Origin of the sequence: Bradyrhizobium sp. 199 (genome assembly GCF_023073355.1) — a bacterium.
Lineage (GTDB): Bacteria > Pseudomonadota > Alphaproteobacteria > Rhizobiales > Xanthobacteraceae > Bradyrhizobium.
Genome location: NZ_JADPJI010000002.1, coordinates 1,145,520 through 1,164,231, shown reverse-complemented (window position 1 = coordinate 1,164,231; position 18,712 = coordinate 1,145,520). Strand labels below are relative to the sequence as shown.

Annotated in this window: 21 protein-coding genes; 16 read left to right on the top strand and 5 right to left on the bottom strand. The window is 63.2% G+C overall.

What is annotated here, in order from left to right; genetic code table 11:
- Positions 1-101: 101 nt before the first annotated feature.
- Positions 102-359 (bottom strand): hypothetical protein, encoded by a 258-nt coding sequence (locus IVB28_RS05520; protein WP_247525024.1) that lies wholly within the window; start codon positions 357-359, stop codon positions 102-104.
- A 246-nt stretch (positions 360-605) separates the two neighbouring features.
- On the opposite strand from IVB28_RS05520, the gene pqqA reads away from it, so the two are divergent.
- The 10 genes from pqqA (at position 606) to IVB28_RS05470 (ending at position 10,599) form a co-directional block, all read left to right on the top strand.
- The gene (pqqA, locus tag IVB28_RS05515; RefSeq protein ID WP_007595659.1) at positions 606-686 is read left to right on the top strand and encodes a pyrroloquinoline quinone precursor peptide PqqA; all 81 of its coding nucleotides are present in this window, start codon (positions 606-608) and stop codon (positions 684-686) included.
- A 133-nt stretch (positions 687-819) separates the two neighbouring features.
- Positions 820-1,749, top strand: a complete 930-nt coding sequence (gene pqqB / locus IVB28_RS05510; RefSeq protein WP_247525023.1) for a pyrroloquinoline quinone biosynthesis protein PqqB — start codon at positions 820-822, stop codon at positions 1,747-1,749.
- The gene (pqqC, locus tag IVB28_RS05505) at positions 1,746-2,525 is read left to right on the top strand and encodes a pyrroloquinoline-quinone synthase PqqC (protein ID WP_247525022.1); all 780 of its coding nucleotides are present in this window, start codon (positions 1,746-1,748) and stop codon (positions 2,523-2,525) included. Before pqqB ends, pqqC begins: the two co-directional genes overlap by 4 nt.
- Positions 2,526-2,536: 11 nt before the next feature.
- The gene (gene pqqD, locus IVB28_RS05500) at positions 2,537-2,848 is read left to right on the top strand and encodes a pyrroloquinoline quinone biosynthesis peptide chaperone PqqD (RefSeq protein ID WP_126255155.1); all 312 of its coding nucleotides are present in this window, start codon (positions 2,537-2,539) and stop codon (positions 2,846-2,848) included.
- Positions 2,845-4,026, top strand: a complete 1,182-nt coding sequence (gene pqqE, locus IVB28_RS05495; protein WP_247525021.1) for a pyrroloquinoline quinone biosynthesis protein PqqE — start codon at positions 2,845-2,847, stop codon at positions 4,024-4,026. The genes pqqD and pqqE overlap by 4 nt, the downstream gene beginning before the upstream one ends.
- A complete protein-coding gene (gene pip, locus IVB28_RS05490; RefSeq protein ID WP_247525020.1) occupies positions 4,016-5,002 on the top strand; it encodes a prolyl aminopeptidase in 987 nt (328 codons plus the stop codon). Before pqqE ends, pip begins: the two co-directional genes overlap by 11 nt.
- 13 nt (positions 5,003-5,015) lie before the next feature.
- Positions 5,016-5,693, top strand: coding sequence for a DUF4286 family protein (locus IVB28_RS05485; protein WP_247525019.1), 678 nt, complete (start codon positions 5,016-5,018; stop codon positions 5,691-5,693).
- Positions 5,694-5,930: 237 nt separating this feature from the next.
- Positions 5,931-7,730: an FAD-dependent oxidoreductase gene (locus IVB28_RS05480; protein WP_247525018.1), complete on the top strand. Its 1,800-nt coding sequence runs from the start codon at positions 5,931-5,933 to the stop codon at positions 7,728-7,730.
- Entirely contained in the window at positions 7,700-9,547 is a 1,848-nt protein-coding gene (locus IVB28_RS05475; protein ID WP_247525017.1) for a 2-oxoacid:acceptor oxidoreductase subunit alpha, read from the top strand. The genes IVB28_RS05480 and IVB28_RS05475 overlap by 31 nt, the downstream gene beginning before the upstream one ends.
- Positions 9,544-10,599, top strand: coding sequence for a 2-oxoacid:ferredoxin oxidoreductase subunit beta (locus IVB28_RS05470; protein ID WP_247525016.1), 1,056 nt, complete (start codon positions 9,544-9,546; stop codon positions 10,597-10,599). Before IVB28_RS05475 ends, IVB28_RS05470 begins: the two co-directional genes overlap by 4 nt.
- A gap of 4 nt (positions 10,600-10,603) precedes the next feature.
- On the opposite strand, the gene IVB28_RS05465 is transcribed toward IVB28_RS05470, so the two are convergent.
- Complete coding sequence (locus tag IVB28_RS05465) at positions 10,604-11,047, bottom strand: DUF4399 domain-containing protein (RefSeq protein WP_247525015.1); 444 nt, start codon at positions 11,045-11,047, stop codon at positions 10,604-10,606.
- 17 nt (positions 11,048-11,064) lie between these two features.
- A complete protein-coding gene (locus IVB28_RS05460; RefSeq protein ID WP_247525014.1) occupies positions 11,065-12,600 on the bottom strand; it encodes an SUMF1/EgtB/PvdO family nonheme iron enzyme in 1,536 nt (511 codons plus the stop codon).
- Positions 12,601-12,901: 301 nt separating this feature from the next.
- Between IVB28_RS05460 and IVB28_RS05455 the strand changes: the two genes are divergently transcribed.
- From IVB28_RS05455 to IVB28_RS05430, 6 genes are all read left to right on the top strand, one after another.
- Positions 12,902-13,525 (top strand): hypothetical protein, encoded by a 624-nt coding sequence (locus IVB28_RS05455; RefSeq protein WP_247525013.1) that lies wholly within the window; start codon positions 12,902-12,904, stop codon positions 13,523-13,525.
- A gap of 35 nt (positions 13,526-13,560) precedes the next feature.
- Positions 13,561-14,010 carry a DsrE family protein gene (locus tag IVB28_RS05450; protein ID WP_247525012.1) on the top strand — a complete coding sequence of 150 codons (450 nt, stop codon included), beginning with the start codon at positions 13,561-13,563 and terminating at the stop codon, positions 14,008-14,010.
- 206 nt (positions 14,011-14,216) lie between these two features.
- A complete protein-coding gene (locus IVB28_RS05445; protein WP_247525011.1) occupies positions 14,217-14,540 on the top strand; it encodes a metalloregulator ArsR/SmtB family transcription factor in 324 nt (107 codons plus the stop codon).
- Complete coding sequence (locus IVB28_RS05440) at positions 14,537-14,968, top strand: SRPBCC domain-containing protein (RefSeq protein ID WP_247525010.1); 432 nt, start codon at positions 14,537-14,539, stop codon at positions 14,966-14,968. Before IVB28_RS05445 ends, IVB28_RS05440 begins: the two co-directional genes overlap by 4 nt.
- Before the next feature lie 43 nt (positions 14,969-15,011).
- A complete protein-coding gene (locus tag IVB28_RS05435; RefSeq protein ID WP_247525009.1) occupies positions 15,012-15,236 on the top strand; it encodes a hypothetical protein in 225 nt (74 codons plus the stop codon).
- Positions 15,233-15,670: a DUF1801 domain-containing protein gene (locus tag IVB28_RS05430; RefSeq protein WP_247525008.1), complete on the top strand. Its 438-nt coding sequence runs from the start codon at positions 15,233-15,235 to the stop codon at positions 15,668-15,670. Before IVB28_RS05435 ends, IVB28_RS05430 begins: the two co-directional genes overlap by 4 nt.
- A gap of 232 nt (positions 15,671-15,902) precedes the next feature.
- On the opposite strand, the gene IVB28_RS05425 is transcribed toward IVB28_RS05430, so the two are convergent.
- Positions 15,903-17,438, bottom strand: a complete 1,536-nt coding sequence (locus IVB28_RS05425) for a SpoVR family protein (protein ID WP_247525007.1) — start codon at positions 17,436-17,438, stop codon at positions 15,903-15,905.
- Positions 17,435-18,712 (bottom strand): YeaH/YhbH family protein, encoded by a 1,278-nt coding sequence (locus tag IVB28_RS05420; RefSeq protein WP_247525349.1) that lies wholly within the window; start codon positions 18,710-18,712, stop codon positions 17,435-17,437. Before IVB28_RS05420 ends, IVB28_RS05425 begins: the two co-directional genes overlap by 4 nt.

Below are 18,712 nucleotides of genomic sequence, written 5' to 3'. Positions count from 1 at the left end.
TTGCTCCGTATGACCGGCGTCTTTTAGCGCCGGGAACGCGGCAAAGCCATGCGCATTTCGCAGGGCGAAGGGCACGAAGAAATGACGGGAGAGAGGTGGGGCTAATGCCTTGTTGCTGAGGGGTCCGGGACGTCCAGGAGGGCCTCGGTGAAGGGAAATTCCAGCACGATGTCGCCTTCGACGTCGGTGACCTCGATCACGGCCTCCAGCAGGGCGCGCTGGGCGCCCTCGGACTTCACCACTTCCAGGATCATCTGGCGGGCGACCTCCCAGGCGCGGTCGGGGTTGCGCAGGTCCTCGCCTTCGGGATCCACGATCAGTTCGTCGCCGATGCGGGTGTTGAAGAAATATTTGGGCATCACGAAGATCCAGTTTGGGGCGCCTGTACCGGATTGAAAGCTGCACTGCACTCACAACTGCTTTATCAGGACAGGGTTCGCGACCGAATGCGCCTGATGCAAGGCAGCGTGTCAGAAGTGGTGTTCCCGGCACTTTTCGCGCCGCAACATGGCCTTTCTCGGGAAAATTTCACTGGCGAACTTTGCGACGCGCACTAACTTAAGGATGGGCGGATACGTCCGAATTCGCGAAAATGGAGTGCCAAAATGGCTTGGAAAGCCCCGAAGATCGTTGAAGTGCCCTGCGGCATGGAAATCAACATGTATGTGAGCGCCACCCGCAAGTAAGCGGCTGGTGAGTTTGCGTTCTGCGCAGGTGGATCTCTCGGCGCACGTTCTTTCGGTCACGATCAGTTTCCGGAAGATAAAAACTGTGCCGGCCTGAGATCCACCTGGCGACGTTGCCTCCAGGAGACGGATCATGCTTCGCGTCGTCGTCCTGGGCGCCGCAGCCGGCGGCGGAGTGCCGCAATGGAATTGCGGTTGCGAGGGTTGCCGGGCGGCCCGTGAAAACGGCCCAGAGTTTCAGAGAACCCAGGCCTCGGTCGCCTTCAGCGGCGACGGCGAGCATTGGTTCTTGATCAATGCCTCCCCCGATCTGCGCCAGCAATTGAATGCCACGCCGCAACTGCACCCCAAGGCCGGGGCGCTGCGCCATACGCCGATTGCGGGCGTGATTTTGACCAACAGCGAAGTGGACGCGGTGGCGGGGCTGCTGTCGATGCGCGAGAGCTCGCCGTTCACGATCTATGCGCATGAGAAGGTACTGGCGATCCTTGCCAGCAACAGCATCTTCAACGTGCTGAACGAGAAGCACGTGCGGCGCCAGCCGATCGGCATTCACGAGCCATTCGAGCCGCGCCTCACCGACGGCACACGCTCGGGGCTGGAGGTGCTGCCCTTCGCAGTCTCGGGCAAGTCGGCCTGGTATCTTGAGGGCAAGGCACATCCCGGCGGGGAGAGCGGCGATGGCGATACGCTGGGGCTGAAGATCACTGACAAGGCGACGGGCAAGTGCTTCTACTTCATCGCAGCCTGCGCCGAGGTCACCGACGCGCTCAAGGCCGAAATCGACGGCGCCGCCTTGGTGTTCTTTGACGGCACGGTGTGGCGCGACGACGAGATGATCAAGGCCGGGCTCGGCCAGAAGACAGGCAAGAGCATGGGACATGTCGCCATGTCCGGCGAGTCCGGCGCCATCGCACGGCTGGCCGACCTCACGCTCGACAGGAAGGTCTTTCTGCATATCAATAACTCGAACCCGACACTCCTGCCCGCCTCCCTGGAGCGCAAGGCCGCGGAGGCGGCAGGCTGGCAGATACCGGCCGACGGAACGGAGATCGTGCTGTGAATGCGGCGTCAATGACTGGAATGACTGCGCTCTCGATCGGCAAGGACATCAGGCTCAGCAGCGCCGATGAGCTCGAGGCGGCGCTGCGCCATATCGGGGCGACGCGCTATCACAGCCTGCATCCGTTTCATAAGCTGCTGCACGGCGGCAAGCTCAACAAGGGCCAGGTGCAGGCCTGGGCGCTGAACCGCTACTATTACCAGAGCACGATCCCGATCAAGGACGCCGTGGTGATCTCGCGCTTCCGCGACCGCGCCACGCGCGTAGAGTGGCGCCATCGCATCGAGGACCACGACGGCGATGTCGGAAGCGAAGGCGGCATCGAGCGCTGGCTGAAGCTGACCGAAGGCCTCGGCCTCGACACGGCCTACGTGGAATCGACGGAAGGAATTTTGCCGGCGACGCGCTTCGCGGTGGAGGCTTACGTGCACTATTGTCGCGAAAAAAGCCCGCTGGAGGCGATCGCCTCCTCGCTCACCGAATTGTTCGCGCCGAACCTGCATGAAGAGCGTATCTCCGGCATGCTGGAGCACTACGACTTCGTCAACCCCGACATCATGAGCTATTTCAAGCGCCGCCTGGCGCAGGCGCCGCGCGATGCCGGCTTCGCGCTCGACTATGTCAAGGCGCACGCCACGACGCCGGAGCAGCGCGCGCTTGTGTGCAACGCGCTGATCTTCAAGACCAACGTGTTGTGGGTGCAGCTGGATGCGCTCCAGCACGCCTATGTCGAGGGCCACATTCCGCCGGGCGCATTCGTGCCCAAAGCGGCCTAGGGAGCAACGGGATGGCCGGGCCGCGCAATATCAGCGTCAGCGAGGCAAGCCGCCCCGTGCTGCCGCGGCATGCCAAGCTGAAATACGACGAGACCCGCAAGGTGTGGGTGATCCTGGCGCCGGAGCGGGTGCTGGCGCCCGACGAGATCGCCGTGGAAGTCTTGCAACTCTGCGACGGCAAGCGCAGTGTCGGCGACGTGTCCGATCAGCTCGCGGCGAAATATGCGGCTCCACGCGAGGCGATCCTGGCCGACGTCATCGTCATGCTGCAGGATCTCGCCGACAAGGGCTTCCTCACCGAGATCAGGGAGAAGACGTCATGAGCGACGTGACCATCCCACCCAGCGACAGCCTCGCGGTGCTGGAGAGGCAGCGTTCGACGGCGGAGACCTTCGGCATTCCGCTCGCGGTGCTGCTCGAGATCACCCATCGCTGTCCACTGCAATGTCCCTATTGCTCCAACCCCGTCGAGCTCGACCGCTCCGGCAAGGAGTTGACCACCGACGAATGGAAGAAGGTGCTGAGCGAGCTCGCCGAGATCGGCGTGCTCCAGGTGCATTTCTCCGGCGGCGAGCCGACCGCGCGCAAAGACCTTGTCGAGCTGGTCAAGCATGCCACCGACGTCGGGCTCTACACCAACCTCATCACCTCGGCCGTGCTGCTGACGCGCGAGCGGCTGGGCGAACTGGCCGATGCCGGGCTCTGCCATGTGCAGATCAGCTTCCAGGGCGTCGAAGAGGGCCTTGCCGATCGCGTCGCCGGCTACAGGAACGGCCATCGCAAGAAGCTTGAAGTGGCGAAATGGACACGCGAGCTCGATTTGCCGCTCACCGTGAACGCGGTGATGCATCGGCAGAATTTGCACCAGCTTCCTGACATCATCCAGATGTCTGTCGATCTCGACGCCGACCGGCTCGAGGTCGCCAACGTGCAATATTACGGCTGGGCGCTGAAGAACCGCGCCGCGCTGATGCCGACGGTGGCGCAGCTCGACGAGTGCACCCGCATCGTCGAGGAGGCGCGCGAGCGGCTCAAGGGCCGGCTGACGATCGACTATGTCGTGCCCGATTATTACGCGTTGCGGCCGAAGAAATGCATGGGCGGCTGGGGCCGGCAGTTCTTCAACATCTCGCCCGCGGGCAAGGTGCTGCCCTGCCACGCCGCCGAGAGCATCACCGGGCTCGAATTCGAATCGGTGCGCTCCAACCATTCGATTGCCTGGATCTGGCAGAACTCCGAGGCCTTCAACCGCTATCGCGGCACCGGCTGGATGAAGGAGCCGTGCAAGACTTGCGAATTCCGCGAGATCGATTTCGGCGGCTGCCGCTGCCAGGCTTTCGCGCTGACCGGCGATGCCGCCAACACCGATCCCGCCTGTGCGTTGTCGCCGTTGCACGAGACCATCTTCAAGCAGGCCGAGCGCGAGGCCGAGGGCGAGACCAGCCGCTTCCTCTACCGCAATTTTGCCGGCGGCACCCTGGAATCCGAGAATGGCGCCTGACGCCGACGCAGGAACATCCGTAAGGCGTGCCGACCCGTTTGCGCCGCTGACGTCCGACATGCTCGCCGTCAGCGCCGGCCATGAGCTCTATGTCGAGAGCGTCGGCCGCAGCGACGGCATCGCCGCGGTCTATCTGCACGGCGGGCCCGGCTCGGGCTGCCAGCCCGACCATCGCCGGCTTTTTGATCCCGAGCGTATGCATGCGGTGCTGTTCGACCAGCGCGGCTGCGGCCGCAGCCGTCCCAAGGGATCGCGCGAGCACAACAGCACGGCGCATCTGATCGCGGACATGGAGACAATCCGCGAAAAGTTCGGCTTCGACCGCTGGATGGTGGTCGGCGGCTCCTGGGGCGCGACGCTGGCGCTGGCGTATGCGCAGGCGCATCCCGATCGCGTGTCCGGCATTGCGCTACGCGCGACGTTCCTTGGCACGCGGACGGAGGTCGAGACAGCGTTCAGCTCGCGCCTGCCGCAATTTTATCCCGCGCTCTACGAAGATTTTCTCAGCGTGCTGCCAGCGGAAGAGCGGGCGCAGCCGGTGGACGCCTATTGGCGCCACATCCTCGATGCCGATCCTGCCGTTCACGGACCCGCGGCGCGCGCCTGGCATGACACCGAGCGCGCCTTGTCCGAGCACAAGCCCGCCAAGACGCGGCTCGACCTGGCGTCACTGAACGTCTGGCGCACGCTGCCGGCGACGCCGTTCATGGAGGCGCATTATTTCATCAACAACTCCTTCATGAGCGAACACCACTTGTTGCGGAACGCAGGCCGGCTCACGGGCATTCCCGGCATCATCGTCCAGGGCCGCTACGATCTGCTGTGCCCTCCCGAGACATCGCAGGCCCTAACGAAAGTGTGGCCGGGTTCCGAGCTTCGCATCGTGGAAGGCGCCGGACATTCGCTCTATGATGCCGGCGTGAGGGATGCGGTGATGAAGTCGATCGCCGACCTCGCATCGAAGATCGGGCGATGAGAGGACAAGAAGAATGCCGCTCGCCGGGAAAGGCATGCTGCTGACGTCGATGAATGTCGATGCAGCCGACGAGGCCGATTTCAACCGCTGGTACGATCGCGAGCATCTGGAAGAGCGCGTCGCGATCGACGGATTCCTGGAAGCGCGGCGCTATGTCGCGCATGCCGCTAATCCCAAATATCTCTCGCTGTACTCGACCGCGACGCTCGACGTGCTCGACAGCCCTGCCTACCGGGCGCGGCTCGCCAACCAGACCGATTGGTCGCGGCGCAGCATGGCCCGCTTCAAGGACATGCTGCGCGTGGTCGCACGCATTACCATCAGCAACGGCACTGGACGAGGCGCTGCGCTCGGCGTGGTGCGGCTGCGGCCGACGCCGGACAAGGCCGCGCCCTGGCGTGACGCATTGCAAGCCAAGCTCAGGCCCGAACAGCGCGACGGCATCATCTCGATGCATCTGCTCGAAAGCGAACCGGAATTGTCGGGCGCAACGGCGGGCATTCCGGCGGTGCGCAATGAAGGCGCCCGCGACTGGTTCGTGTTGATCGACGGCACGCATATCGGCGCGGTCTCGGCCGTCATCGCTGAGTGCTTCACCGGCCCGGCTGCATCGCCCCTGCCGCCTCCGGTCTCCGTCGGCACGTACTGCCTGATGTGGGATCTCGCGAAGAGCGACATCGCGCGCGGCTGACGCGCTCGCACGCATGGCAACATGTTGCACCGCACGCACCGCGCGCGCGGCGTTAATGCTGTGCGCGCGTAGCTCCCATGAAAGAGGGGAAGCGCGAAAATTTGCCGTTGTACTTCGGAAAGGTTCTAATAAGCTAACCCAATGACGTCATTCAGAAACCAGATCGAAGCGCGTTAAGCGTTCGCCAAGCTCAGAAAGAGGCCGCCGGGTCTTTGAGCCTGCGCGGACAGGGTAGGAATGAAACCGACCGATATTGCGGCCCCCGACTACTTTCACAAAGTGGTCGACTGCCAATGGGCCTGTCCTGCGCACACCCCCGTTCCCGAATACATCCGACTGATCGCACAAGGCCGCTATAGCGACGCCTATATGATCAATTGGAAATCGAACGTGTTTCCCGGAATCCTGGGACGCACCTGCGATCGTCCCTGCGAGCCGGCGTGCCGCCGCGGACGCGTCGAGGAAACGCCGGTCGCGATCTGCCGTCTCAAGCGCGTTGCCGCCGATTTCAAGGACGACATCAAGCAGCGCCTGCCGCGCCCCGCAACAAAGAATGGCAAGCGCGTCGCTTTCGTCGGCGGGGGCCCGGCCTCGTTGACCGTGGCGCGCGATCTCGCGCCGCTCGGCTATCACTGCACCGTGTTCGATGCCGATCCCGAAGCCGGCGGCATGATGCGCACGCAGATCCCGAAATTCCGCCTGCCCAATTCCGTCATCGACGAGGAGACCGGCTACATCCTGGGCCTCGGCGTCGACTTCAGGGGCGGCCACCGCATCGAGAGCATGAAATCGCTGCTTGCGGAGAATTACGATGCGATCTTCGTCGGCTCCGGCGCGCCGCGCGGCCGCGAGCTCGACATTCCCGGCCGGAAAGAAGCCGCCGGCAATATCCATATCGGCATCGAGTGGCTGGCCTCGGTCTCGTTCGGGCATATCGACAAGATCGGCAAGCGCGTGATCGTGCTCGGCGGCGGCAACACCGCGATGGATTGCTGCCGCACCGCGCGGCGCCTCGGCGGCGAGGACGTCAAGGTCGTCGTCCGCTCCGGCTTCGAGGAGATGAAGGCCTCGCCGTGGGAGAAGGAGGACGCGCTCCACGAGGACATTCCGATCCTTAATTTCATGGTCCCCGTCGGCTTTGTTCACGCAGGCGGCAAGCTCACCGGCATCACCTTCCAGAAGGTGAAGGCCGAGTACGATGCCAAGGGCCGCCGCAACCTCGTTCCCTCGGGCGAGCCGGACCAGACCATCGCATGCGACGACGTGCTGGTCGCGGTCGGCCAGGAGAACGCCTTCCCCTGGATCGAGCAGGATTGCGGCATCGAGTTCGACAAATGGCATATGCCCAAGGTCGATCCGAAGACATTCGTCTCGACCAATCCAAAGGTGTTCTTCGGCGGTGACGCCGCGTTCGGCCCGAAGAACATCATCTGGGCGGTGTCGCACGGCCATGACGCCGCGCTGTCGATCCACAAGATGCTGTCGGGCGAGGACATCACCGACCGGCCGCTGCCTGACGTGCAAGTCTCATCCCAGAAGATGGGCATTCACGAATGGAGCTATGACAACGACATCTCGATCGACAAGCGTTACAAGGTGCCGCATCGCGACAAGGTGATCGCGCTGAAGGACATCCGCACCGAGGTCGAGCTCGGCTACGACGTCAAGCTGGCGCTCGGCGAAGCCGAACGCTGCCTGAACTGCGACGTGCAGACGGTGTTCTCGACCTCGCTCTGCATCGAATGCGACGCCTGCGCCGACATCTGCCCGATGGACTGCATCACCTTCACCGGCAACGGCGAGGAAGGCGATCTCCGTCAGCGCCTGAAAGCGCCCTCGCTGCACCCAGACCAGGATCTTTACGTCTCCACCGATCTCAAGACCGGGCGCGTGATGGTCAAGGACGAGGACGTCTGCCTGCATTGCGGGCTGTGTGCCGAGCGCTGTCCCACCGGAGCGTGGGACATGCAGAAATATTTGATCGAGATGACTCACGCAGGTTCAGCATGTCCGACAAAAAGCCGATCAGCAGCGTAAACGACTTCGTCGTCCGCTTCGCCAACGTCAACGGATCGGGCTCGGCCAGCGCCAACGAGATGTTTGCGCGCGCGATCCTGCGCCACGGCGTGCCGGTGTCTCCGCGCAACATCTTCCCCTCCAACATCCAGGGCCTGCCGACCTGGTACGAAGTGCGGGTGACCGAAGACGGCCATCTCGGCGCCCGCGGCGGCGTCGACATGATGGTCGCCATGAACCCGCAGACCTGGGACAAGGACGTCGCCGGCATCGAACCGGGCGGTTATTTGTTCTACGATTCCACCAAGCCGATGCCGTCAACCAAATTCCGCGACGACATCACCGTGATCGGCGTGCCCTTAACCGCCATCACCAATTCGACCTACACCGATCCGCGCCAGCGCCAGCTGTTCAAGAACATCATCTATCTGGGCGCGCTCTCGGCACTGCTCGACATGGACCCGAAGCTGATCGAGCAACTGATCGGCGAGCAGTACAAGGGCAAGGAAAAACTGCTTTCCTCCAACGTCCATGCGCTGCATCTCGGCCGCGACTGGGCGCTGCAGAACCTGAAATGCCCGGTCGGGCTGCGGGTGAAGAAGTCCGACAAGGTCGGCGACCGCATCTTCATCGAAGGCAACAGCGCCGCCGCGCTCGGCGCCGTCTATGGCGGCGCCACCGTGTGCGCCTGGTATCCGATCACGCCGTCCTCGTCCGTGGCGGAGGCCTTCACCGCGCATTGCAAAAAGTACCGGCACGATCCGGAAACGGGCAAAGCCAAATACGCCATCGTGCAGGGCGAGGACGAACTGGCTTCAATCGGCATCGTTATCGGCGCGTCCTGGAACGGCGCCCGCGCCTTCACCGCGACCTCCGGCCCCGGCATCTCCTTGATGACGGAGTTCATCGGGCTCTCGTACTTTGCCGAGATTCCGGCCGTGATCATGAACATCCAGCGCGCCGGCCCCTCAACAGGAATGCCGACACGCACCCAGCAGTGCGACATCATCGCCTGCGCCTATGCTTCGCACGGCGACACCAAGCACGTGCTGCTGTTCCCCGAAGATCCCGCCGAGGCCTTCGAATTCGCGGCCGCCGCGTTCGATCTCGCCGAGCGGCTGCAGACCACGATCTTCCTGATGCTCGATCTCGACATCGGCATGAACCACCGGCTCTGCCGCCCGCTGAAGTGGGACGATTCCAAGCAGTATGACCGCGGCAAGGTGATGACCGCGGATATGCTGGATGAGGGCCGCGACTTCGGCCGCTATCTCGACGTCGACGGCGACGGCATTCCCTACCGCACCTATCCCGGCACGCATGCGACCAAGGGCTCGTATTTTACCCGCGGCACATCGCGCGACCGCTATGCCCGCTACTCCGAGGAGGGCTCCGTCTACGCTGACAACATGCAGCGCCTGATGCGCAAATTCGAGACCGCACAGGACCTGGTGCCGCGACCGCTGCAGGCCAATGCGGAACGGCCGACCAAATATGGCGTGATCTATTTCGGCTCGACCACGCCGGCGATGGACGAGGCGATCGGCCTATTGGAAGCGCGCGGGCATCATCTCGACCGCCTGCGCATCCGCGCCTTCCCGTTCCATTCCAGCGTGGCGAGCTTCCTCGCCGAGCACGACTTCGTCTACGTGGTCGAGCAGAACCGCGACAGCCAGCTCCGCCAGCTCATCGTCAACGAGAACGGAATCGACCCGGTGCGGCTGGTGCCGATCGTGCACTATGACGGTTCGCCGATCACCGCCCGTTTCATCGCGAAAGCCATTGGCGACCACCAGGATCACCTCAAGGTGACCCCGCTCCGCAAGGCCGTGTCATGACCTATATTGCCAAGCCGAAATTCCATCATCCGAGCCTGAAGAAGAACGAGCTCGGCTACACCCACCGCGACTACGAGGGTAAGATCTCGACGCTGTGCGCCGGCTGCGGCCACGATTCGATCACGGCCTCGATCATCGAAGCCTGCTACGAGCTCTCGATCGAGCCGCACCGGGTGGCGAAGATCTCCGGCATCGGCTGCTCGTCGAAGACGCCGGACTATTTCCTCGGCAATTCGCACGGCTTCAACTCCGTGCATGGCCGCATGCCCAGCGTGCTGACCGGCGCCAACCTGGCCAACCGCGATTTGATCTATCTCGGCGTTTCCGGCGACGGCGATTCCGCCTCGATCGGCTTCGGCCAATTTGCGCATTCGATCCGGCGCGGCGTCAACATGACCTATATCGTCGAGAACAACGGCGTCTACGGCCTGACCAAAGGTCAGTTTTCGGCGACCGCCGACCGCGGCTCGAAATCCAAGAAGGGTGTGACCAACACCGACAACGCCATCGACCTCGTCGCGATCGCCCTGCAACTCGGCGCCACCTTCGTCGCGCGCTCGTTCTCCGGCGACAAGACCCAGCTGGTGCCGCTGATCGCGGCCGCGATCCGACACAAGGGCGCGTCGTTCATCGATGTCATCAGTCCCTGCATCGCATTCAACAACCATGCCGGCTCGACCAAGAGCTTTGATTACGTCCGCGAGCACAACGACGCGGTGAATCGGCTCGACGTGCTGGTCGGCCGAGACCCGATCGCGGTCGACTATGCGCCGGGCACGGTGCAAATGGTCGAGCAGCATGACGGCAGCAAGATCGCGCTGCGCAAGATCGACGCCGACTACGATCCGCATGACCGGTTAGGAGCCCAGACCTTCCTCGCAAGGCACGCCGCCAAGGGCCAGATCGTCACCGGGCTTCTGTACGTCGACCCCGATGCGGAAGATCTGCACGAGCATCTCAACACGGTCGAGACGCCGCTCAATACGCTGGAGGCGGACACGCTGTGCCCGGGCTCGGCGGTGCTGGACAAGTTCAACGCCAGCGTGCGGTGATCGCCTAGCGCGCTGCGGCGGGCTGCCTGACGCGGACGGTGATCTTCTCCGACACGATAGGTGGCTCGAACGGATAGTGCCTCGCATCGCCCAGCACGAGCTGAAGCGTGTGCGTCCCTGGCGGAAGCTCGAGCAGCGTTTCGGTCTGCCCTGCCCCGAAATGCAGATGCGACTTGTCCTGCAGGATCGGCTCCTTGGGATCGATTGGGTCGTTGACGTCGATCAGCAAATGATGATGGCCGGCGTTCTGATAGTCGTCGCCGGCATGGGTCACTCCCATGTTGCGCAAGCCGAAGCGCACCCAGAATCCGCCGCGGACCTTCTGCCCGTCATGCGGGGTGATGAAATAGAGCTTTGCGTCCTTGGGGGCCGTCTTGCCTTGCGAAAGGGCTGCCCCCGGGAGCAATGCGAGCGCCGCCGCCAGCGCGACGCAACCAAGGATCTGCATCAAACCAACTCCACCACTTAAGGACTGAGCGCCACGCGGAATCCGTGCGTCGGATAACGAACATTGGTGTCGTAGCCGTCGCGGTTGGACGGCCGCACATATCTCGAATCGTTCTTCCAGGAGCCCGAGCGCAGGACGTGAGCGCTGCAGTCCCCGCTGCTCCATGCCGAGCCGTCACCGGGTGCGCCCTGATAGGTCTTATGCCAGCAGTCCTCGACCCACTGATCGATACCGCCGCCCATGTCGTGGAGCCCGAACGGATTCGGCCTGAAGCTACCGACCTTCGCTGGCTGCTCGGCCGCGAGATCACCGCAATCCTTGCAACCGGCCACGCCCGGCTGCAGCTTGTCGCCCCACCAATATTTGGTCTGCGTTCCGCCGCGCGCGGCATATTCCCATTCGGCTTCGGTTGGAAGCCGATAAGTCTTCTTCGTCGCCTGAGCGAGATAGGCCGCATATTGCTGCGCGTCCGTCCAGCTGACGTTGCTGACCGGCGCATCGTCCTTGCCGATGGCCGTGAAGCCGCACGCCTTCGCAGCGGCGCACTCGTTCCATTCCTGCACGGTCACGGGATATTTGCCGATCGAGAACGGCTTGATCGTCACCTGGTGGACAGGACGCTCGGTCGGGTCGTCATTGCTTCCCATCGCAAAGCTGCCGCCGCGAATCGCGATCATCTCGGGTTCGCGGACGGGAATTGGCGATTGAGCTGTCGATTGATTTGGCGCCGGAGCGGGCGACGGAGATGATGAAGCCGAGGGCGAAGGCTGCGGCGTCTGCGCCGCCGCTTCGCGCGGCGGAGGCTGCGGACTCGGTGATGCGGCCGGAGAAGCGGTGGGCACGGCGGCCTGCTCGCTCACCCTGCCGGGCGCCTGAGCCAGCAGATACCACAGCACGCCCGCGGCAATCACAGACAGCGTGATTCCGAGGAGAAAGATCAGAGCATTCTCGCGCCGCCCTCGGGTCCTGCCGACCGCATCTGCATCCGGCAGCACGCGATAGACGCGCACGGGATCGGTGATGTTCTTGACTTTGCGGTCCCCGAGCGACTCGTAACCGCATACGACCTTGTGCTTGATCTGCTCGTAGATCGCGCCGGAGATATACACCTGGCCCGGCTCGGCGATGCCTTCGATGCGCGTGGCGATGTTGACGCCGTCGCCGTAGACGTCATCGGGCTCTACGATGACGTCACCGAGATTGACGCCAATTCGGTACTCGATCCGGGTATCCTTCGGAAGCGAGGCGTTGCGGCCGATGAGGTTCTGCTGGATGACGATGCTGCACCGGACGGCCTCGACCGGACTGTCGAAAATCGCGATGAAGCCATCGCCCGTGGTCTTCACCAGGCTTCCATGGTGCTCGACGATGCTGGGCTGGATGAGATCCCGCTCGATCCGCTTGACGCGGACGTGCGTTCCCTCCTCGTCGGACTGCATCAGGCGACTGTAGGAAGCGATGTCACCGACAATGATGGCCGCGAGACGACGAGGCATAGGGCCGTGCGAAGGCGGCTCGTCATTCCCGGATCTAAAGTTGCGAATTTCGCCCATTGCGGGGGACTCCACAAACCTACAAGGTAGCCCCAGCTTACGACCGCCGGAGGCGATCGTCTGTGAAGGCTACCACATTGACGAACGGAGACAATGTCGCAGCAATTGTCGGCATCAAGTTCCGATTTGCACGAGCTCCACCGCTTTGAACCTTCTTGATCTCGTTCGCGACTAAGGTCCGGCGTGAAGGTACCGCGATGGTCCGCGCCGTCGGAGATTGAACGCGGAGCACCTCGCCTGCGTCCAACAGACAGCGGCTCTGTCCTGCTGCGGCAAAACTTGTCACGGGCGCAAGGTCATCATGAAGCTCTCCATCTTTGCTGTCCTAGCCTTGGCTGCGCTGTCCAGCGCCGCGCACGCCGGCGACGCCGACAAGGTCCGCGAGACCAGCAATGCGGAAGCCGAGGCCTTCCATGCGCGGCTTTATAGGGGGACGCCTGCAGACAAGGCCTACGCCTGCTTCATCCGCCGCTACGATGCCGAGCACCTGGCGCGGCATGCCAAACAAAAAGTGGCTTCCATGAAGCTGCTGATCTCGGCGGAAACCGACAAGGAGGACAAGCGGCTGCACAATTCCTTCCGCCTCGGCTTTCGCTACCGCCACCGCTCCGGCGATTTCGACTCCAGCGGCTCGTGCGGCAGCCATGCGGCGCTTCTCAGCCAGGGCGACGAGGTCCGGATGGGCTGCGGTGTCGACTGCGAGGGCGGCGGCATCGAGGTGGCGCTGTCCAAGGACAACAAGTCGGCCATCGTCCGGCTCGAGCAGGTCCGCGTCTGGCAAAACAACAAGCCAGACGACGATGCCGAGCAATCGCTCGTCGCTGACGCCGACGACAAGATTTTCCGGCTCGACCGCACCGACAACGGCGAATGCGCTTCGCTGGTGACGGATCGCAAGGAACTCGCGGCGCTGCGTCACAAGTGATATGTGTCCCGGCGAAGCAGGCTAGGGAGACCGCCATGAACCGCCGCAGCATCTTGTGGAGTGCCGTCTCGGCTTTGGGCGCAGCGCTGGGCACGTCGGGCGCAAGGGCGGCAACCGAGGCCGCGGCGTCGAACAAGCTGAAGGTCGTCTATCATCTCAGCGACGCCGAGAAGGTCAATTTCGTGCTCGGCAATATCCAGAACCACATCGACGGCGTCGGCGGCGCGGAGCGTGTCACGATCGCGCTGGTGATCCACGGGCCGGCGCTGAAGGCATTTCACGGCGGACAGGCCAACCCCGACATCAGCAAGCGAGTCAGCGAATTCTCCAGGGACGGCGTCGAGCTCGCGGCGTGCGGCAACACGATGAAGGCACAGAACGTCACGCTGACGGATCTGTTGCCGGGCTTTGTCAGTGCAGAGAAAGGCGGCGTGGTTCGTCTGGCCGAGCTGCAGTCGCAGGGGTATTTGTATTTGCGGCCGTAGGATTGCGTGCTCACGCAGCCTTCTTGCCGTCATTGCGAGGAGCCCTTGCGACGAAGCAATCCAGTCTGCCTCCACGCAGGGACTGGATTGCTTCGCTGCGCTCGCAACGACCGAGGATGTGGCGCCGCTTGGCGCAACATCCTTCTTGACTTATCCATAACCCTAAGGTTATGAATTAACCCATAACTTATTGGTTATGGATCGCTATGTCACCCGCCCACGATCTCCTGTTCAGGACGCTCTCCGACCCCACCAGGCGGGCGATCTTCGAGCGGCTGTGTCGTGAGGGCGAGCAGACGGTCGGGGCCTTGACGGCACTGTCGGGCGTTTCCCAGCCAGCCGTGTCGAAACATCTCGGCGCTCTGAAGCTCGCCGGCCTCGTGCGCGACCGCCATGAGGGACGGCAGACCCATTACAGCGCCCAGCCCGGCGCGCTCGATCCGCTGATCGACTGGACCAGCCAGATGGCCGGCTTCTGGCAGAGGCGGCTCGACGCACTCGACGATCTCCTGAAGAGGATGGACCAATGAACGAAGCTGCCGCCGATATGCGTTCCGTCGTGATCGAGCGCGAATTCGCGTTTCCAGCGGAGCGCCTCTGGCGTGCGCTGACGCAGCCGCATCTGATCGAGGAATGGCTGATGAAGAACGACTTCAAGCCCTCGGTCGGACATCGCTTCAATCTGCGCGGTGAATGGGGCGGCGTGCTGGATTGCGAGGTGCTCACCATCGAGCCGCAGAAGAGCCTCGCCTATACCTGGAATTTCTCGCATGAGGACGCCGCCTTCGACCTCAAGAGTGTCGTGACCTTCACGCTCACCCCGACGAGCGCCGGCACGCATCTGCGGGTCGAGCAGGCGGGCTTCGGCCCGATGCAGAAGCAGGCCTATGGCGGCGCGCACGCCGGCTGGAAGCAGTTCTTCAACAAGCTGGACGAGGTGCTGGCGCGGGCTGACTAGCTCCGCCGGCGTCCATTTCGATCGATCACAAAGGAGGTCTCTCGTGAGCACGCATATGTGGGTTCGGCAGATTCATCGCTGGTTGTCGATGGCTTTTACGCTCGCGGTCATCGCCAACATCGTGGCGATGACCATGCAGGTCCAGGCCGTCTGGATCGGCTTCCTGGCGCTCGTTCCGCTGATTCCGCTGCTCGCGACCGGGCTCTATCTGTTCGCGCTGCCTTATCTCGGCCAGCGTGGCGGCGCGCGCAGCGAGGCAAGCTCGTGAAGAAGGCAGTGGCGAAGAAGAGCAGCGCGAAGGACGCGAATGGGCCGTCGCCCTCCAAGATGATCGACGGCAGGATCAAGGAGCTCGGCGACTGGCGGGGCCAGACGCTTGCGCGGATCCGCGAGCTGATCAAGCAGGCCGACCCTGAAATCGTCGAGGAGTGGAAATGGCGCGGTGTTCCCGTATGGGAGCACAACGGCATCATCTGCACCGGCGAGACCTACAAGGAGGTGGTGAAGATGACCTTTGCCCAGGGCGCGGCGCTGGAGGATCCGGCGGGCCTGTTCAACTCCAGCCTCGACGGCAACGTGCGGCGTGCGATCGATATTCGCGAAGGCGAAAAGATCGACGACAAGGCGTTGAAGGCGCTGATCCGCGCCGCGGTGGAGTTGAATGTGAGCAAGAAGAAGCCGGCGAAGAAGAAATCGATTTAAGGCACCTCGAGTCGGCACAAATTCTCGGCGGCGGCCAACGCAAGCGCCTCGTCCTTCGAGACGACCGCTCCGCGGTCATCCTCAGGATGAGGCTAGGCAGCGTCCCTATGGGTCGAAATTGCAGCCGCAGACTCCGTCCTCATCCTGAGGGCCCGCCAACGGCGGGCGTCTCGAAGGATCGGCCGCGGGCGAGCTATCCGCCACATCGATGCTCCAGGCGTAGTCAGCGGGGTCAGGCCACCGCCGAGATCGGGCGCGGGCTCACGACGTATTCGCGCATGACCTTGTCGTTGGAATCGACCTCGATCAGCGCGACGTCGTAGGTCCAGAGATCGGCCAGATGCTGCAGCACGCGCTTGGCGTCGGTCTCGTTGAGCTGCGAGCCCTTGATGACATGGTGATGCAGGATCAGCCGCCGGTCGCCGGAGAGATCGACATCGACCACCTCGATATTGGCATCGATGAAGCCGACGTCGTGCTGCCGCGCCAGCTCACGGCGAACGCGCCGGAAGCCACGCTCGTCGTGGATGGCGTCGACCCGGATGCCGGCGCGCTCCTCGGGATCGTCGTGCAGGTGGAACATGCGGAAGTGCCGCATCAGCTTCGGGCTCAGGAACTGCGCGATGAAGCTTTCATCGCGGTAATTGGCCCAGACGTCGCGCAGCACGCCCATGACGTCGTTCTTGCCGGCGATGTCAGGGAACCACTCCCGGTCCTCGTCTTCCGGTCTGGTGACGATGCGCTCGATGTCCTGCATCACGGCAAAGCCGAGCGCATAGGGATTGAAGCCGGAGAAGCGCGGGTCGTCGAATTCGGGCTGGAACACCACGTTGGTGTGCGATCCCAGGAATTCCAGGAAATTGCCGTCGCTGATGCGGCCCTGCTCGTGCAGTTTGGTCATGATGCGATAGTGGACGTAGGTCGCCGTCCCCTCGTTCATCACCTTGGTCTGACTCTGCGGATAGAAATATTGCGCGATGTGACGGACGATGCGCAGCAGCTCGCGCTGCCACGGTGCCAGGCGCGGCGCGCTCTTCTCCAGGAAGTAGAGCAGGTTCTCCTGCGGCAGGCCGAGCAGCTTTCGGCGGCGCTCGATGCTGAGCGCGGTCCGGCTCTTGGCCGCGCCCTTGGGCACAGTGCGCCAGAGGTCGTTGAAGACCTCCTCCTCGTGCTGACGGCGGCGCCCTGCCCGCTTCTCCTCAGCGCGCAGGTCAAGCTTCTTCTTGCCGGGATAGCGGTCGATGCCGTGCGACATCAGCGCGTGCGCGGCATCGAGCGTACGCTCGACCTCGACGCGGCCGTAGCGATCCTCGCATTGCATGACATAGGTCTTGGCGAAGTCGAGATAATCCAGGATGCCGTCGGCATCGGTCCACTGCTTGAACAGATAATTGTTCTTGAAAAAGTGGTTGTGGCCGAAGGCGGCGTGGGCGATCACCAGCGTCTGCATCGTCGCCGTGTTCTCCTCCATCAGATAGGAGATACAAGGCGAGGAGTTGATGACGATCTCGTAGGCGAGTCCCATCAGGCCTTTGCGATAGGACGCCTCGTGGTACGCAAAATGCTTGCCGAACGACCAGTGCTTGTAGAACAGCGGCATGCCGACCGACGAATACGCATCCAGCATCTGCTCGGCGGTGATGACCTCGATCTGGTTCGGATAGACGTCGAGCCCGAGATCCTTCAGCGCCACCTCCTCGCAGGCATCGGTGATGCGCTGCAAGGTGCGGAAATCCCAATCCGCGCCTTCGAACAATCGTTCCGTCATGGAGCGGCTTTCTCCTGGGCAGTCTCGCGACGCTGAAACAAATCGTGGAACACCGGAAAGATCTCGCTGCGCTCCGAGACCTTGCGCATCGAGAGCGGAGCGCCGCTGTTGCGCAGGCGTTCATAGAGGGTCCAGAGCGAGGAGTCGGAGAGATCGAAGGCGCTGCCGCCGGATTCCCCGACCTCGAGATAGGCAAAGAACTGGCAGACCGGCAGGATCTTGTCGGTCAGCAGCATGCCCGCGAGCTCGCCGTCGGAATAGGAATTGTCGCCGTCGGAGGCTTGTGCGGCATAGATGTTCCAGTCCGACGGATTGAAGCGCTCGCGCACGATCTCGTGCATCGCCTGCAGCGCGCTGGACACCAGCGTGCCGCCCGAGGCCGGGCCGTAGAAGAAGGTCTGCTCGTCGACCTCCTCGGCGCGGTCGGTGTGGCGGACGAAGACGATCTCGACATGCTTGTAGCGGCGCTTCAGGAACACGTAGAGCAGCATGTAAAAGCGCTTGGCGAGATCCTTCATGTGCTCGGACATCGAGCCCGACACGTCCATCAGGCAGAACATCACGGCCTGGGCAACGGGCTTCGGCACCGTCTCAAAGCGGCGGAAGCGGATGTCGAGGGGATCGATGAAGGGAATGCGCTTGATTTTCGCTTTCAGCTTTTCCAGCTGGGCCAGCAGCATCACACGCTCGTCCTCATCCGTGCATGCGGCAATCGCGGCTTCCAGTTCCTCGATCTCGTCCTTGCGCGGACGCTTGAGCGCGATGCGGCGCGCAAGCGCAAGCCGCACCGTCCGGCCGACCGAAATGTTGGACGGCGAGCCGGAGGTGGTATAGCCGGCGCGCTGGATGCCCTCGCTCTCGGTCTGCGCGATCTTGCGCTTGGCCAGATCCGGCAGCTCGAGATCGTCGAGGAAGAGATCCACGAACTCGTCACGGCTCAGTACGAAGCGGAACGCGTCCTCGCTGTCGCCTTCGCCCGGCCCGGAATCCTTGGCACTGCCTTGGCCAGAGCGCTGGAGATAGTCACCCTCGATGAACTTCTTGTTGCCGGGCAGCACCATGTCGCGCGTTCCGCCATCGCGGCGGAAGCGCGGCTCGTGCATGCCGTCGAGGGGGATCGTGACTTCGCCCCCCTCCAGGACGTCCTTGATGTCGCGTTCCTGCGAGGTCTTCTTGACGGCGCCCTGCACCAGGGACTTGGCCCGACGCAAGAACCGCTGGCGGTTCTCAAGACTCTTGCCGCCTGGATTCAGGCGCCTGTCAATAATGTGAAT

Bases quoted from the DNA above. Each gene is read 5' to 3' on its own strand.
- IVB28_RS05450 (WP_247525012.1), top strand. From the start codon at position 13,561: ATGAACCGCCGCAGCATCTTGTGGAGTGCCGTCTCGGCTTTGGGCGCA.
- IVB28_RS05520 (WP_247525024.1), bottom strand. From the start codon at position 359: ATGCCCAAATATTTCTTCAACACCCGCATCGGCGACGAACTGATCGTG.
- IVB28_RS05485 (WP_247525019.1), top strand. From the start codon at position 5,016: ATGCCGCTCGCCGGGAAAGGCATGCTGCTGACGTCGATGAATGTCGAT.
- IVB28_RS05480 (WP_247525018.1), top strand. From the start codon at position 5,931: ATGAAACCGACCGATATTGCGGCCCCCGACTACTTTCACAAAGTGGTC.
- IVB28_RS05425 (WP_247525007.1), bottom strand. From the start codon at position 17,438: ATGACGGAACGATTGTTCGAAGGCGCGGATTGGGATTTCCGCACCTTG.
- IVB28_RS05470 (WP_247525016.1), top strand. From the start codon at position 9,544: ATGACCTATATTGCCAAGCCGAAATTCCATCATCCGAGCCTGAAGAAG.
- IVB28_RS05455 (WP_247525013.1), top strand. From the start codon at position 12,902: ATGAAGCTCTCCATCTTTGCTGTCCTAGCCTTGGCTGCGCTGTCCAGC.
- pqqD (WP_126255155.1), top strand. From the start codon at position 2,537: ATGGCCGGGCCGCGCAATATCAGCGTCAGCGAGGCAAGCCGCCCCGTG.
- pqqE (WP_247525021.1), top strand. From the start codon at position 2,845: ATGAGCGACGTGACCATCCCACCCAGCGACAGCCTCGCGGTGCTGGAG.
- pip (WP_247525020.1), top strand. From the start codon at position 4,016: ATGGCGCCTGACGCCGACGCAGGAACATCCGTAAGGCGTGCCGACCCG.
- pqqB (WP_247525023.1), top strand. From the start codon at position 820: ATGCTTCGCGTCGTCGTCCTGGGCGCCGCAGCCGGCGGCGGAGTGCCG.
- IVB28_RS05475 (WP_247525017.1), top strand. From the start codon at position 7,700: ATGTCCGACAAAAAGCCGATCAGCAGCGTAAACGACTTCGTCGTCCGC.
- IVB28_RS05440 (WP_247525010.1), top strand. From the start codon at position 14,537: ATGAACGAAGCTGCCGCCGATATGCGTTCCGTCGTGATCGAGCGCGAA.
- IVB28_RS05465 (WP_247525015.1), bottom strand. From the start codon at position 11,047: ATGCAGATCCTTGGTTGCGTCGCGCTGGCGGCGGCGCTCGCATTGCTC.
- pqqA (WP_007595659.1), top strand. From the start codon at position 606: ATGGCTTGGAAAGCCCCGAAGATCGTTGAAGTGCCCTGCGGCATGGAA.
- IVB28_RS05460 (WP_247525014.1), bottom strand. From the start codon at position 12,600: ATGGGCGAAATTCGCAACTTTAGATCCGGGAATGACGAGCCGCCTTCG.
- IVB28_RS05445 (WP_247525011.1), top strand. From the start codon at position 14,217: ATGTCACCCGCCCACGATCTCCTGTTCAGGACGCTCTCCGACCCCACC.